Here is a 14842-nt window from a genome sequence, read left to right as displayed (position 1 = left end):
GGCTGAACCTCACCCGGCTGCTGCTCGAACCGGAGATGCTGGAGGCCGTGGAGCCCGACGTGCACCTGGTCGGCACGCTGCTGGCGCTCAACCGGGTGATGCCCGCGCAGGCCCGCGAGTCGGCCAGGGCGGTGGTGCGCAAGGTCGTCGAAGAGCTCGAACGCCGGCTGGCCGACCGCACCCGGGCGGCGGTGACGGGCGCGCTCGACCGTTCGGCGCGCACCCACCGGCCCAGGCGGGTGGCCGACATCGACTGGGACCGGACGATCCGGGCGAACCTCAAGAACTACCTGCCCGACCGGAACACGGTCGTCCCGTCGCGGCTCGTCGGCTACGCGCGCCGGCAGCGGTCGGTGCAGCGCGAGGTGGTGCTCTGCATCGACCAGAGCGGCTCGATGGCGGCCTCGGTGGTGTATTCCAGCGTGTTCGGGGCGGTCCTGGCCTCGATGCGGTCGCTGAAGACGTCGCTGGTGGTGTTCGACACGGCGGTGGTCGACCTGACCGAGCAGTTGCACGACCCGGTCGAGCTGCTGTTCGGCACCCAGCTCGGCGGCGGCACCGACATCAACCGGGCGATCGCCTACTGCCAGGGCCTCGTCACCCGCCCGGCCGACTCCGTCTTCGTCCTGGTCAGCGACCTTTACGAGGGTGGCGTGCGCGAGGAGATGCTGCGCCGGGTGGCGGCGATGACCCAGGCCGGCGTGCAGGTGATCGTGCTGCTCGCGCTCTCCGACGAGGGCGCGCCCTTCTACGACCACGACAACGCCGCCGCGCTGGCCGCGATGGGCGTGCCCGCGTTCGCCTGCACCCCCGACGCCTTCCCCGACCTCATGGCCGCCGCCATCGAACGCCGCGACATCGCGCGCTGGGCCGAACGCCACGTCGGCACCTGAGCAGGGCACGCGGAAGACGGCGGCTCCGGACGCCGCGTCAGCAGCTGACCCGGGCGCGCGGACGGCCGCGGCTCCACCCCCCGCAGGGGAGCCGCGGCCGGGCCGGCGCTCAGTGGCCGGCCTGTTCGGGGCGGGCCTTGCGCGGCATGAGGAACGACAGGGCGAAGGTCACGGCCAGCAGCCCGACCTCGACCCAGACGGTCACCTGCATCGCCGAGCCGAAGCTCCACTCCTGCTTGAGCAGGTTGAAGAACAGCGTGCCGAGCACGGCGGTGCCGAGCGCGCCGCCGAGCTGCTGGACGGCGGTCATCGTGCCCGAGGCCGACCCCGACTCGTGCGGCTCGACGCCGGCCAGCACGATGTCGAAGAACGGCGCCATGGTCAGGCCCATGCCGATGCCGACCAGCGCCAGCCCGGGGGCGAGCTGCCAGACGCCGACGTCGGTGCCGGCCAGCTGGATGGTTACCCCGAGCACGGCCGCGCCTGCGGCCATGACGACCACGCCGATCTGCAGCAGCCCGCGGCCCAGCTTCTCCTGGAGCCCGGACATGGCCAGGCCGAAGCCGAGCACGCCGCCGACCGCCTGGGGAAGGCTGGCCAGGCCCGCCTTGAGCGGGCTGAAGTGCAGGCCGGCCTGCATGTAGATGCTGAAGACCAGGCTGAGGCCGATCATGCCGGAGAAGAACGCAAGACCGGCCACCAGTCCGCCGGAGAAGGCCCGCTTGCGGAACAGGCTGGGCGTGACCAGCGGGTCCTTGCCGGACGCGGCGCGGCGCGACTCGTACCGGCCGAACAGGGCGAAGACGACCAGCGAGGCGGCCATCGAGACGAACGTCCAGGCGGGCCAGTCGAGCTCGCGGCCCTGGATCAGCGGGTAGATCAGCAGGAATCCGGCGACCGAGACCAGGCCGACGCCGACCAGGTCGAGCCTGGTGGCGTTCGAGAGGCGGTACTCGGGCAGGAAGCGGATGCCGGCGACGGCGGCGGCCAGGCCGATCGGCAGGTTGATCAGGAAGATCATGCGCCAGCCGGTGCCGAAGAAGTCGGCGTCGACCAGCCAGCCGGCCAGCACGGGACCGCCGACCGACGAGATCGTCATGACGGGCCCGAACATGCCGAACGCCTTGCCCATCTCCTGCGGCGGGAACATCTCCTTGATCAGCCCCAGCCCCTGCGGCAACATCACGGCGCCGAACAGGCCCTGCAGCACGCGGCTGGCGATGAGCATCTCGGGGCTGCCCGCCACTCCGCACAGCAGCGAGGCGGCGGTGAAGCCGAAGGCGCCGATGAGGAACATGCGCTTGCGGCCGAACAGGTCGCCGAGCCGCCCGCCGGTGACCAGGCCGACGGCCATGGCCAGTGTGTAACCGGCGCCGAGCCACTGCACGAGGCTGTCGCTGCCGCCCAGGTCGGCGCGGATGGTGGGGGCGGCGATCGTGGTGATCAGCGCGTCGAGCAGGTCCATCACCTCGGCGGCCAGGATCACGAAAAGGGCGGCCCAGCGCCACCGGTAGGGCGCGACGGCCTCCGTGGCCTGCCCCGCATTGGTCACTGTCACAGGAACTCCTCCAGAACGCCGTTCTTAGGTACGAACACTGTTCGTTTACGAACACCGTTTTAGTGGCGAACACCGTTCGTGTCAAGTACAGTGTTCGCCATGGGGAGCAAGGAAGAAGCCGTGCCGGTGCCGCCGTGGCGCAAGTCCCGCAAGCAACCGCAGATCAGGCGGCAGCTCAGCCAGGACCTCATCGTCGAGACCGGGCTGCGCGTCCTCGACGCCGAAGGGCTCGACGCGCTCAGCATGAGACGCGTCGCCCAGGAGCTCGACACCGGCCCCGCCTCGCTGTACGCGCACGTGGCCAACAAGGAGGAGCTGCTCGAACTGGTCTACGACCGGGTGCTCGGCGAGATCCGGCTGCCCGAGCGCGACCCCGGCCAGTGGAAGGACCAGCTCAGGTCGTACGCGCTGGAGGTCTACCGGGTGCTGAACAGGCACGCCGACGTCGCCAGGGCGGCCCTGGCGAACATCCCCTCGGGCGGCAACTCGCTGCGCACCGGCGAGTTCGTCTACGGGCTGCTGGTGGAGGCCGGCATGCCGCCGCGCGAGGCCGCCCTGTGCCTCGACCGCCTGTCCCTCTACCTCATCGGCGACGCCTACGAGGGCTCGGTGCACATCAGCCGGATGCGCGCCGCCGGCGTGTCCTCGCAGGAGGAGTACTTCGCCTCCTTCGTCAGCCAGGTCGCCGACTACTACCGCGCCCTGCCCCGCGACCGCTTCCCCTACCTGGTCGAGCACATCGACGACCTGGTCGCCGCCGGCGGCGAGGAACGTTTCCGCTACGGCCTGGAACTGCTGCTCGACGGCATCGAGTCGCGCATGCCTTAGGCCCAATTGCCTAGGCCCCGCGCCCGATGTGCCGCTCCGGGCTTGCTCGTAGCTTTACCGTCATGACTACGACTGTTGATCCGATCGAGGACGTCGCCCCGGCCCCGGCCGGGGTGTTGTCCGCGCAGTACCGGGCGCTCAGCGTCGGCCTGGTCGCGCTCGTCATGCTGGTGGCCTTCGAGGCGATGGCGGTGGCGACCGCGATGCCGATCGTGGCCCGCGACCTTGGCGGCATGTCCCTGTACAACCTGGCCTTCAGCGCCACCCTCGCGGCCAGCGTGATCGCGACCGTGCTCGGCGGCAGGTGGAGCGACGTGCGGGGGCCGGTGCAGCCGATCGCCGTCGGCGTGGTCGCCTTCGTGGCCGGGCTGCTGGTCGCCGGGTTCGCGCCCACGATGGAGGCGCTGGTCGCCGGGCGGTTCGTCCAGGGGCTCGGCGCCGGGCTGATCCAGGTCTCCCTGTACGTGCTGGTCGCCCGGGTCTTCCCGGGGGCCATGCATCCCAAGGTGTTCGCGTTGTTCTCGGCCGCCTGGGTGGTGCCCTCCATGATCGGCCCGGCCATCGCCGGGTTCGTCGTGGAGAACGTGAGCTGGCGTTGGATCTTCCTCGGCGTCTCCGCGCTGGTCATCCCCGCGGCGCTGCTGCTGTGGCGCGGCACCGCGGGCCGTGCGGCCGAGCGCGGCTCCGCCGAACCCGCCCCCGGCCTCGGCCGCAAGCTCGTCTGGGCCACGCTGACCGCCGTCGCCGCCGCCCTCATCCAGTACGGCAGCGCCCTGAAGCTGGCCGGCCTGCCGCTGCTCGTGGCCGGCGTCGTCCTGCTGGCCGTGGCCCTGCCCAAGCTGCTGCTGCCCGGCTCGCTGCGCGCCGCCCGCGGCCTGCCGACCGCCCCCGTGCTGCGCGGCCTGGCCTACGGCTCGCTCATGGCCGCCGAGGTGCTCATCCCGCTCATGCTGATGAACGAGCGCGGCCTGACCGCCACCGGCGCGGGCGTCGTCCTCACGGTGGGGGCGCTCGGCTGGTCCACCGGCTCCTGGATCAAGGGCCGCGGCACGATCAGCCACATGGTCGCCATCCGCGGCGGCGCCGCGATGATCGCCGTCGGCATCGCGCTGGTCTCGCTCGTGCTCGTCGACTCCCTGCCCATCGCGGTCGCCTACGTCGCCATGGCCGTCTCCGGCCTCGGCATCGGCGCGCTGCACCCCACGGTGTCCGTGCTGGTGCTGGAGATGTCCAAGGAGGGCGAGGAAGGGCAGAACAGCGCGGCCGTGGGCGTCGGCGAGTCGGTGTTCACCGTCGTGGCCGTCGCCGTCAGCGGCGCCCTGTTCACCGCCACGGGCGAGAACTACGCCGTGGGTCTCGGATTCACCGTCGTGCTCGCCGTCCTGGCCGTCGTGCTGGCCCCCCGTTTTGTGCAGTCCGCCAAGGCAGGCACTATGGAAGGGACCGCGTCATAGTGGTGAGAACGTCATAGTGCTGAGAACGCTGCCAAACGCATCGGCGTGGATGGCCTTCACCAGGCGCGACGACTCTCTCGTCATGGCTTAAGGGGGGTTCATGCCGCGAGTGCGGGAGCTGGAGGTCTTCCGGCTGGTCCTGCCGTACGGCGCGAGGTCGGAGAGCCTGCTCGTCAAGCTCACCGACCACGGCGGCATGACCGGCTGGGGCGAGGCCGTCTCGCCGGAGCCCAAAGCCTGGTCGCGGCTGGAGGAGTCGCTGGCCGCGCTGCTGATCGGCGTCGACTGGGAACACCCCGACGCCGTGCCGAGCGGCGATCCGGCCGTCGACATGGCCTGCTGGGACCTGTGGACCAGGATGCGCGGCGTGCCGCTCGCGCACGCGATCGGCGGCACCCGCACCTCGGTGATGGCCACCGTGCGCCTGGCGCCCGACCCGTCCGTCGAGAGCCTGGTCGCCCGCGTCAACCAGCAGGTCTGCGCCGGTTACGGGCACGTCACCCTCGACATCAGGCCCGGCTGGGACGTCGAGCCCGTACGCGCGGTCCGGCGCGCCTACCCCGCCCTGACCCTGGCCGTCGACGGCGGCAACGCCTACACCGACCTCGGCCAGCTCGTCGCCCTCGACTCCTACGGCCTGGAGGTCATCGAGCGGCCCTTCCCGCTCGGCGACGTGCACGCGCACGCCGCGCTCCAGGACGACGTGGCCGCCTCGGTCGCTGTTGAGGTGCGCTCGACCGCCGAGCTGGACGACTACCTGACCCTGCGCGCCGCCAGGGTGCTCCTGCTGCGCCCCACCGCCTTCCCGTCGTTGTCGGAGGCCCGGCGGGCGCACGACCGGGCCGCCGCCGCCGGCTGGGACATCCAGTGCGCGGGCGGCCAGGGAGCCGGCCTGGCCAGGGCGGCCACGGTGGCGGTCGCCAGCCTGCCCGGCTGCACGCTGCCGTGCGACGTCACCCAGCCGCCGAAGCAGAACCAGATCGTCACGCCGCTGGTGGGCGCGAACGCGGGCGTCATCGCCGTCCCGCTCACCCAGCCCGGCCTGGGCCACACCATCGACGAGACCCGCCTCGGCCGCCTGGCCAAGGAGTCCTTCCACGCATGACCGGCCCGCATGATGTACCCGGAGTGCCGATGACCGAGCGCGACCCTGACGCCGACGCCAGGCGGCTGGCCGCCCGATCGCTGGCCGCCGACGACCCGACCGGCTGGTTCGAGCACCTCTACGCCGAGTCGGCGACCGGCGACGCGATCGTGCCCTGGGACTCGCGCACCCCGCACTTCCTGCTCGTGGAGTGGACCGCCGGACGCGGCCCCGGCGGCGGGCGGGCGCTCGTGGTGGGCGCGGGCCTGGGCGACGACGCCGAGCACGTGGCGGCCCTCGGTCACGCGACGGTCGCCTTCGACGTGAGCGCGTCGGCCGTGCGCCTGGCCCGCGAGCGGTTCCCGGACAGCCCGGTCGACTACGTGACCGCCGACCTGCTCGACCCGCCCGCCGCCTGGCGGCACGCCTTCGACCTGGTGGTGGAGATCATGACCGTGCAGGCCCTCCCGGAGGAGCTGCACGCCCGCGCCACCGAGAGCGTCGCCGGGTTCGTCCGCCCCGGAGGCACGCTGCTGGTGATCGCGTCCGGCCGCGAGGACGGCGGGCCGGTCGGCGCCCCGCCGTGGCCGCTGACGGCGTCGGAGATCGCGGCGTTCGCGACCGGCGGGCTGACGGCTGAGCGGATCGAGGACCTGCGCGACGGCGGACGCCACCGCTGGCGTGCCACCTTCCGCCGCCCCGCTGACCCCCGCTGACCCCGCCGGTCCCCGCTCCCGCTACGCCGCCTCGTACAGCGTCTCCATGGCCAGCCGCTCGCGCACGGCCAGGTCGTACAGCAGCGTCCCCGCCTGGTCGAGCGGCTGTTGCCGGCCGGTCTCCCCGGCCTGGGCCAGCAGGTCGGCCACCTCGCTCCACTTGGGCGCCAGCGCCATGTACGCCTGGCAGGCCGTCTCCAGGGCCTTGCCGGGCGCGATCATCTGGGCCTCGGCCAGGAACTCGGTGTAGAGGTTGCGGAAGAACGCGCCGCCCGTGCCGCCCCGCTCCATGAGGTTGGCCGTACGCGTGAGCTGCGCGGTCGGCCCGCGCTCCAGCCAGGTGGGGATGAGCGCGGCGGCCTGCTCGATGCCCCGGTAGCCGATGTTCCTCATCGCCGGGTTGAGGAAGGCGGCGGCGGTGGACCGGACGGCCGTCCTGACGGCCTGCGGCAGGTCGGGCTCGGCGCACGGCCCCAGCGTGTACGACAGGTTGTGCGCCGTCATCGGCCCGGTCGCCGCGCGGGCCCGTTCGAGCGAGTCGAGCGGGACCCGGTTGCGGGTGCCCTGCTGGGCGGTGTCCACGAGGTGGGCGTGGCCCTCGTCGTAGCCGACCATCGCCACGTAGTGGCCGCCGAAGTGGTAGGGCGTCCTGATGTAGTCGAGGTGGAAGCAGTCGAGCCGGATCCCGACGGGGGTGCCCTCGTCGAGGTGGCGGCGGACGTTGGACCAGGCCGTGATGGGGGAGGAGGTCTCCTGCGTGTCCAGCGTGAACCCGAGCGCGGCGGCCAGCTTCTCGGTGAGCGCGTGCGGCTTGACCCGTCCGCCGATCAGCGGGACGTCCAGCGAGCCGCTGTCCCAGTAGATGAAGCTCAGCCCTTCGCCCAGCCCGAACAGCATCGCCTCCGACAGCTCCACGCCCGCGTGCCGCAGCAGCGTGCCGGCGGTGGTCGTCTCACAGTGACGCCCTTCGAAGGGCGGAACGAGATCGATGAGCACAAGCCCAGTGTGCAGGATGACCTGCGGATTCACCTGCCGGGCGGCCCGGCGTGCCACGGAAAACCGGTGGAAGCACCCCCAGGTGCGCACGGGATGATGGGCGCATGGACACCTTGGTCGCACCTCCTGCCCGCACGGGCGCCGAACGGCTGCCCGATGGCCGCCTCCTGGGCTGGGCCGAGTGGGGGCCGCCGGACGGGAGGCCGGTCCTGCTCTCCCCGGGGGCCGCCACCAGCCGCCGGCTCGGCATGGGCGCGGCGGCGCCCGACGACCTCGGCGTGCGCCTGATCTCCCTGGACCGGCCCGGCCTGGGCGCCTCCACCCCCGCGCCGGGCCGCACGTTCGCCGGGTTCGCCGCCGACGTCGAGGTCTTCGCCGGGCTGCGCGGCCTCGGGCGTCCGGCCATGGTGGGCAACTCGCAGGGCGCGCCGTTCGCGCTCGCCTGTGCCGCCGCCGGCGTGACCGGCGCGCTGGCCCTGGTCTCGGCCGCCGACGAGGTGGCCGACCCCCGCTTCGCCGGCGCGCTGCCCGCCGAGCTGCGGCAGCTGACGGACCTGTCCACGCACGACCCCGAGGCGGCCGAGCGGATCTTCGGGGGCTTCACCCCGCAGGCGATGTGGGATCTGGTGATGGGCGGCAGCCCGGCCTGCGACCTGGCCGTCTACCAGCGGCCCGAGTTCGCCGCCGGATACCGCGAGGCGCTGGCGGAGGCGTTCGCGCAGGGGCCGGCCGGTTACGCCCGCGACACCGTCCTGGCGATGGGCCGCTGGGGCGTCGACCTGTCGTCGATCACGGCGCCGGTCGACGTCTGGTACGGCGAGCACGACGCCACCCACTCGCCCGACCTGGGGGAGGGCCTGACCGCCCGCATCCCGGGAGCCGTGCGGCACGTCGTGCCCGGCGCCGGCGGCGCGCTGCTCTGGACGCACCCCCACCGGATCCTGCGCGCCCTGCTGGACCGCAGTCCCGCCTCAGCCCACCGGTGAGTCCTGGGCGAAGGTGATCACCATGTACCGGCCGTTGGAGTAGCTGACCACCGGGCGGCCGAGCAGCTCGCCCACCTTGCGGGCGACCCCCTGGAACACCTCCACCAGCTCGGCGCTGTCGGCGCTCACCCTGAACCGGCCGTTCTCGGCCAGCTGCTGGGCCACGAGGGGGACGAAACCGGCCTCGGCCCGCACTCTCTCCTCGGCGTCGAGAGGGGTGCGCCGGACGGCGGGCGAGCTGCCGAGGGGGTGGGACATCGCGAATCTCCTCCAGGTTTGCCGGGTCCCCCAGCATGCCATCCGTGACCGGGGTCGTCAGGGCGTCCGGCTCAACCCGCGCCACATCCCTCGGTGAGCCCCTTGGTCGGCGGCGCGGAGGGCTTGCCGGACTTCGCGGGCGAGGGGTCGCCCGTGGGCGATGCCGTGGCCGACGGGGTGGCCGACGGGGTGGCCGACGGGGTGGCCGACGGGGTCGCCGAGGCGGCGACGGCGGACGTGGTCGCGGCCGAGTCGCGCACGGCCTTGGCGGTCAGCCGGCGGATCTTGTCCCAGTCGGGGTAGCCGGTGCGGATCAGCGGCGGCACGAACTGCAGGCTCGTCACCTTCGCGTTCTTGACCTTGAGCGCCAGCGGCACCAGGTTCGTCAGCATCGAGCGCGGGATGTCGGTCCTGATCAGCTCCTTGGCGGCCAGCGCGATCCGGTTGAACCGGACCAGCACGGTCGCCGGGTCGGCCTGGTCCAGCAGCGCGCCGAGCACGCAGCGTTGCCGCCGCATCCTGGTGTAGTCGTCGCTGAAGGTGCGGGAGCGGGCGTACCACATCGCGTCGGCGCCCTTGAGCTTCCTGGTGCCGGCCTTGACCAGGCCCTCGTTGTACTTGCCGAACACCACGTCCTGCTCGACGGTGAGCGTGATGCCGCCGATGGCGTCGATGAGCCGGGCGAAGCCCCACATGTTGACCAGGGCGTACCAGTCGATCTTCAGGTCGAGGGTGTAGCCGATGGTGTCCATGAGCACCTGCGGGCCCTGCTGCCGGCGGCCGCCGAAGATCTCCGGGTGGGCGTCGGCGTACTCCCAGACGCTGTTGAGCAGGTCGCTGCGGCCGCCGCCGGGGTCGGGCGGCAGGCGGAAGCCGTCGGGGAATCGCTGGGCCATGGGCGTGCCGGGGCGGAAGCGCACGTTCTCCAGGTTGCGCGGCAGGCTGACCAGCACGGTGTTGCCGGACTTCACGTCGATGCTGGCCACGTTCATGCTGTCGGTGCGCACGCCGGTGCGGTTGTCGTCGGCGTCGCCGCCGAGGAGCAGGATGTTGACCCGGTCCCGACCGGCCCACGGGTCCCGCGGCGGCTCCTGCCCGGCCGGGACGGCGGGTTCGGCCGGCTCGGGGCCGGTGAAGATGTCGTCGAGGGTCTGCTGGGACGTCCACACGTTCTGCGCGACCAGCCCGAACGGCACCACCACGGCGACGGCGAGCAGCCCCGCGAAGGTGCCGGCCAGGATCTGGCCGTTCTGCGGCAGTCGCCCGGGACGCAGCACCACGAAGGAGTGCACGATCACCGTGAACCAGGCGACGCCCAGCGCCGCGGCTCCGACGACGATCGCGGTCAGCCACGAGTCCTGGGTCAGCGAGCCCAGCAGGTTGTCGGTCGTCAGCGCGAGTGCCAGCAGCGCCAGCAGGCCGGCGAAGTAGCACGACAGCAGGATCAGGCCGGCCGTGCGCCGGCCGGCACGCAGATGCGCGGCCCCGGGCGCCAGCGCCGAGAGCGCCAGCCAGCCGAGGACCGCTCCCGCGCTCACCGGTTCCTTACCCTGCACGGCATCCCCGTTCCCCGAACTCCACCGTAACCCGCAGGCACGGACAGCGCGGGCAGCCTACGCATTGGATGCGAAATATGTCTTTATCGGAGGGTGAACATCGGTAACCGAATAAGATTCGGGTCATGGCCTTCTCCGAGATCGCGTACCACGTGGCCGATCGCGTCGCCACCATCACACTGTCTCGCCCCGAGCGGCTCAACGCCTTCACCTTGACCATGCGCGCCGAGCTGATCAGCGCGTTCGACCTCGCCGACGCCGACGACGACGTGCGCGCGGTGGTCGTCACGGGAGCCGGGCGGGCCTTCTGCGCGGGGGCCGACCTGGGCGGCGGCGGGGGCACGTTCGGCCACCGGGCGGAGGCCGAGCCGGCCGAGCTGGTCGAGGGCGCGCCGCGCGACGGCGGCGGCACGGTCGCGCTGCGGATCGCCGCCTCGCTCAAGCCCGTCATCGCCGCGATCAACGGCCCGGCGGTGGGCGTGGGCGTCACGATGACGCTGCCCATGGACGTCCGGCTGGCCGCCGAGAGCGCCAGGTTCGGGTTCGTGTTCGCCCGGCGCGGCATCGTCACGGAGGCGGCGTCGAGCTGGTTCCTGCCCCGGGTGGTCGGCATCTCCCGGGCCATGGAGTGGGCGGTGACCGGCCGGGTCTTCCCCGCCGCCGAGGCGCTGGAGGGCCGCCTGGTCTCGCGGGTGCTGCCGGACGAGGAGCTGCTGCCCGCCGCGTACGCGCTGGGCCGCGAGATCGCCGACAACACCTCGGCCGTCTCCGTCGCCGCCGTGCGCAGGCTGATGTGGTCGGGCCTGTCGGCCGCCTCGCCGTGGGAGGCGCACGCCGCCGACTCCAGGCTCATGGCCGAACTCGGGGGCGCGGCCGACACGGTGGAGGGGGTGACGGCGTTCCTGGAGAAGCGTCCGGCCGACTTCCCGATGAAGGTGAGCACCGACCTTCCGCCCGGCGTCCCCACATGGCCGGACAATCCATATTCTGTCTGATATGTACGAGATCACCGTTCTCCCCATGCAGCCCGACTTCGAGGGCGAGGTCGTCGCGACCCTGATCTCCAGGAAGGCCGGTTCGCGCAGGGCGGTGCTCTACGTCCACGGGTTCACCGACTACTTCTTCCAGGACCATCTGGCCGACCACTACGTCCAGCGCGGCATCGACTTCTACGCCCTCGACCTGCGCAAGTACGGCCGCTCACTGCTCCCGCACCAGACCAGGGGGCTGATCAGGAGCGTCACCGACTACTTCCCCGAGATCGACGAGGCAGTCCGGCTCATCCGCCGCGACCACGACGAGCTGACCGTCAACGCCCACTCCACCGGCGGCCTGATCGCCGCGCTGTGGGCCGACCGGGTCCGCGGCCGGGGCCTGGTGCAGGGGCTCGTGCTCAACAGCCCGTTCCTCGACCTCAACGTGCCGGCCCCGCTCCGGCTGGCCGCCGACCTGCTCAAGACCCCGATGTCCTACGTCCGGCGCCCGCTGCCCCTCGGCATCAGCACCGCCTACGGCCAGAGCCTGCACCGCACCGAACAGGGCGAATGGGACTACGACCTCGAACTCAAGCCGCTGGTCGGGTTCTCCGTGCACGGCATGTGGCTGGCCGCCATCCGGCGGGCCCAGCGGCGGCTGCACCGCGGGCTGGCGGTGGACGTGCCGGTGCTCGTCCTGGCCTCCTCCACGGGCCTGCGGGTACGCGACTTCGTGCCCGAGGCGCGCTCGGCCGACATCGTGCTCGACCCGGAGCACATGGCCCGCTGGGCCACCGCGATCGGCCCCCACGTCACCTGCGTGCGCATCCAGGACGGCGTGCACGACCTGGTGCTGTCGGCCGAGCCCGCGCGCAAGCAGGTCTTCGCCGAGCTCGACCGCTGGATGAACGCCTACCAGGGCACTTCCCCCCAGGGCACTTCCTACCAGGGGAACGAGAACAGGCCGTAGTAGGCCGCCGCCACCAGGAGCAGCCCGGTGCCGCCGAGCACGCCGCCGATCGCCACGTACTGCCACCGGGTGGGCTGCATGCCCTCGCGCAGCGCCGACACGTACGCGGCCACCGCCGTGACCTCCTGAACCAGCATGAGCGCGGCCAGCACGCGGACCACCAGCCAGCCCGCCAGCACGGCCGGCCAGGCGCCCGCCTGGTTCACCGAGAACAGCACCAGCAGCATGATGAACGCCACGACCGAGGCCAGCAGGCCGAGGCCCGTCCACGCCATCCTGCGCAGCCTGCGCCTGATCGGCGGCCACAGCCGGGCGTTGGTCTCGACCGGCTCCCTGCCGTGGCCGCGCAGCCGGACGACCATCGCCGCCACCGGGCCGGCCACGTACCCGACGGCGGCCAGGCAGATGGTCAGCCCGAGCATCGTGCCGCCCGCGTACCAGGGGGCCGCGGGCACGTCGCTGGCCTCGAACCGCTGGACCGGCGTGCTGCCCGCCATGTGCGCCGACGGCCTGGCGGTGCCCGGCAGGCCGGTGATCCAGTTGGCCAGCGTCTCCAGGTAGCCCTTGGTGAACGGGCCGCCGTTGACCCGCATCGCGTGGTCGCCCTTGTCCATGAAGCGGATCGTGTACCGGTCGTTGCCCGCCTCCGTGAGCGCCGTGACCAGCGCCTTGGTGGACTCCACGAAGGGGATCGAGGGGTCGGTCGTGCCGTAGAACGCCAGGACCGGCTGCTTGACCTGACGTAAGGCCGGCATCGCGTCGTAACGCAGGAAGGTGAAGCCGACGCCGCCCATCGCCCTGGTCAGCAGGTCGCGGGCGCCGATGGGGGCGTGCAGCCGCAGCAGCTGCTCGTTCAGGGCCCAGGCGACCTGCCGCAGCGGCGAGACGTTCGGCGAGGAGACCAGCACCGCGAAGCCCACCGCCGCGCTCTTCGCCGCCGCGATCGGGACGACCCAGCCGCCCTCGCTGACCCCCCACAGCCCGACGCGCGAGGCGTCCACCTCCGGCCGGGTGCGCAGGTACTCCACCATGCGCAGCGCGTCGTCGGCCAGCAGCCCGAAGTCGCGGTCGCGGAAGTCGTAGCCGACCGTCCGCTTGTCGAACGCGATCGTCGCCACGCCCGCCCTGGCCAGGAACTCCGCCTGCGGCGTGAACTCCGTCCGCGACCCGTTGCCCGACCCCGACACGAACACCATCGCCGGGTGCGGGCCGGGCGAGAGCGGCACGCGTAAGGTGCCCTCCAGGCGCTGGCCCTCGGCCGGCAGCGAGATCTCCTCCCGCCGCACGGGGGCGGCCGCCACCACCGGGCGCAGCTCGTCGGCCGGTTGCGGGGGAATCGCGGCGAACGCCGGATCCGCCTTCAGCGGCGGCGGGTCGAACGCGGGCGGCAACACGTAGCCGACCGACGCGAGAGCCACCAGCACCAGGCCGGCGGCGACGCTCAAGGTGCCACGGCCAGTGCGCATCGGCCTCCCCATGTGCGTTGGTTTGCCCGCTGATCATCCAGCCTACTCCCGGCTTCTGTGACGGGAGGGGCCGCATTTGTCGGTGAGAGATGTTAGCTTCCTGCGACATGCGGATCCTGCACACCTCCGACTGGCACCTCGGGCGCTCCTTCCATCGGGAGAGCCTGCTCGGGGCGCAGGCCGCGTTCGTCGACCACCTGGTCGAGACGGTGCGCGCCGAGCGGGTCGACGTCGTGGCCGTCTCCGGCGACGTCTACGACCGCGCCCTGCCGCCGGTCGACGCGGTGGCCCTGCTCTCCGACGCGCTGGCCCGCCTGCGCGCCGCCGGGGCGCGGGTGGTGCTGATCAGCGGCAACCACGACTCGGCGCTGCGGCTGGGGTTCGGGTCGGCGCTGTTCGAGTCCTCGGGGGTGCACGTCCGCACCGAGCCCGGGCAGTCGTGGGAGCCGGTGCTGGTCGGCGACGTCGCCTTCTACGGCATCCCCTACCTGGAGCCCGAGCTGGTGCGCACCCCCTGGCAGCTGCCCGACCGCGGCCACACCGCCGCGATCTCCCACGCGATGAGCCGCGTCCGGGCCGACGCCGTCCGCCATCGGGCCGCCGTCGTGCTGGCCCACTGCTTCGTGACCGGTGGGCAGGCCAGCGACAGCGAGCGCGACATCAGCGTGGGCGGCGTGTCCCACGTCCCCCTGTCGGCCTTCGACGGCGTCGACTACGTCGCGCTCGGTCACCTGCACGGGCGGCAGCGCATGTCCGAGACCGTGCGCTACTCCGGCTCCCCGCTGGCCTACTCCTTCTCCGAGACCGGCCATGTCAAGGGCTGCTGGCTGGTCACGCTCGGCTCGGGCGCGGAGTTCGTGCCCGCGCCCGTGCCCCGGCCGGTCGGGCGGCTCCGCGGCGACCTCGACGACCTGCTGACCCTGCCCGCCTTCGCCGCCTACGAAGACCACTGGCTGCAGATCACCCTGACCGACGCCGTCCGTCCCAAGCAGGCCATGGACCGGCTGCGGGCCCGGTTCCCGCACGCCCTCGCCCTGGCGTTCGACCTCCCGGAGGGGCCCGCGCGCTTTACCGGCCTGCTCCTCGTCGATCCGGCGGACGGC

Annotated in this window: 14 protein-coding genes; 9 read left to right on the top strand and 5 right to left on the bottom strand. The window is 72.6% G+C overall.

Annotation, left to right across the window (positions count from 1 at the left end):
• The coding region (locus tag ACWCSD_RS32010; protein ID WP_449920427.1) for a VWA domain-containing protein at positions 1 to 893 on the top strand (893 nt) is incomplete at its 5' end.
• A gap of 109 nt (positions 894 to 1002) precedes the next feature.
• Here the strand turns inward: ACWCSD_RS32010 and ACWCSD_RS32005 are convergent.
• Entirely contained in the window at positions 1003 to 2451 is a 1449-nt protein-coding gene (locus ACWCSD_RS32005; protein ID WP_397163771.1) for a DHA2 family efflux MFS transporter permease subunit, read from the bottom strand.
• A 99-nt stretch (positions 2452 to 2550) separates the two neighbouring features.
• Here ACWCSD_RS32005 and ACWCSD_RS32000 point away from each other — a divergent pair, with 99 nt between their 5' ends.
• From ACWCSD_RS32000 to ACWCSD_RS31985, 4 genes are all read left to right on the top strand, one after another.
• Positions 2551 to 3279 carry a TetR/AcrR family transcriptional regulator C-terminal domain-containing protein gene (locus ACWCSD_RS32000; protein ID WP_387664298.1) on the top strand — a complete coding sequence of 243 codons (729 nt, stop codon included), beginning with the start codon at positions 2551 to 2553 and terminating at the stop codon, positions 3277 to 3279.
• A gap of 62 nt (positions 3280 to 3341) precedes the next feature.
• Positions 3342 to 4733 (top strand): MFS transporter, encoded by a 1392-nt coding sequence (locus ACWCSD_RS31995; protein WP_397163773.1) that lies wholly within the window; start codon positions 3342 to 3344, stop codon positions 4731 to 4733.
• Positions 4734 to 4833: 100 nt separating this feature from the next.
• Positions 4834 to 5838 (top strand): enolase C-terminal domain-like protein, encoded by a 1005-nt coding sequence (locus ACWCSD_RS31990; protein WP_357964663.1) that lies wholly within the window; start codon positions 4834 to 4836, stop codon positions 5836 to 5838.
• Between the two features lie 29 nt (positions 5839 to 5867).
• Complete coding sequence (locus tag ACWCSD_RS31985) at positions 5868 to 6533, top strand: class I SAM-dependent methyltransferase (RefSeq protein ID WP_397163775.1); 666 nt, start codon at positions 5868 to 5870, stop codon at positions 6531 to 6533.
• 21 nt (positions 6534 to 6554) lie between these two features.
• Here the strand turns inward: ACWCSD_RS31985 and ACWCSD_RS31980 are convergent, their stop codons facing one another.
• Positions 6555 to 7529 (bottom strand): BtrH N-terminal domain-containing protein, encoded by a 975-nt coding sequence (locus ACWCSD_RS31980; RefSeq protein WP_397163777.1) that lies wholly within the window; start codon positions 7527 to 7529, stop codon positions 6555 to 6557.
• 104 nt (positions 7530 to 7633) lie between these two features.
• Between ACWCSD_RS31980 and ACWCSD_RS31975 the strand changes: the two genes are divergently transcribed.
• Positions 7634 to 8515, top strand: coding sequence for an alpha/beta fold hydrolase (locus ACWCSD_RS31975; RefSeq protein WP_449920420.1), 882 nt, complete (start codon positions 7634 to 7636; stop codon positions 8513 to 8515).
• Here ACWCSD_RS31975 and ACWCSD_RS31970 read toward each other — a convergent pair.
• Together ACWCSD_RS31970 and ACWCSD_RS31965 are read right to left on the bottom strand one after the other, a co-directional pair.
• Complete coding sequence (locus ACWCSD_RS31970; protein ID WP_358285066.1) at positions 8501 to 8773, bottom strand: hypothetical protein; 273 nt, start codon at positions 8771 to 8773, stop codon at positions 8501 to 8503. The genes ACWCSD_RS31975 and ACWCSD_RS31970 overlap by 15 nt on opposite strands.
• Before the next feature lie 71 nt (positions 8774 to 8844).
• Positions 8845 to 10311, bottom strand: a complete 1467-nt coding sequence (locus ACWCSD_RS31965; RefSeq protein ID WP_449920417.1) for an LCP family glycopolymer transferase — start codon at positions 10309 to 10311, stop codon at positions 8845 to 8847.
• A gap of 143 nt (positions 10312 to 10454) precedes the next feature.
• Between ACWCSD_RS31965 and ACWCSD_RS31960 the strand changes: the two genes are divergently transcribed.
• Together ACWCSD_RS31960 and ACWCSD_RS31955 are read left to right on the top strand one after the other, a co-directional pair.
• Positions 10455 to 11324, top strand: a complete 870-nt coding sequence (locus ACWCSD_RS31960; protein ID WP_397163781.1) for an enoyl-CoA hydratase-related protein — start codon at positions 10455 to 10457, stop codon at positions 11322 to 11324.
• Position 11325: 1 nt separating this feature from the next.
• Positions 11326 to 12273 carry an alpha/beta hydrolase gene (locus ACWCSD_RS31955; protein ID WP_449920413.1) on the top strand — a complete coding sequence of 316 codons (948 nt, stop codon included), beginning with the start codon at positions 11326 to 11328 and terminating at the stop codon, positions 12271 to 12273.
• Here ACWCSD_RS31955 and ACWCSD_RS31950 read toward each other — a convergent pair.
• Entirely contained in the window at positions 12246 to 13739 is a 1494-nt protein-coding gene (locus ACWCSD_RS31950) for an alpha/beta hydrolase family protein (RefSeq protein WP_358285095.1), read from the bottom strand. The genes ACWCSD_RS31955 and ACWCSD_RS31950 overlap by 28 nt on opposite strands.
• Before the next feature lie 107 nt (positions 13740 to 13846).
• Between ACWCSD_RS31950 and ACWCSD_RS31945 the strand changes: the two genes are divergently transcribed.
• On the top strand, positions 13847 to 14842 hold a 996-nt coding region (locus ACWCSD_RS31945; protein ID WP_449920409.1), incomplete at its 3' end, for an exonuclease SbcCD subunit D.

The sequence above is a fragment of the Nonomuraea sp. NPDC001684 genome, assembly GCF_053596515.1.
This window is presented reverse-complemented; position numbering and strand designations above follow the sequence as displayed.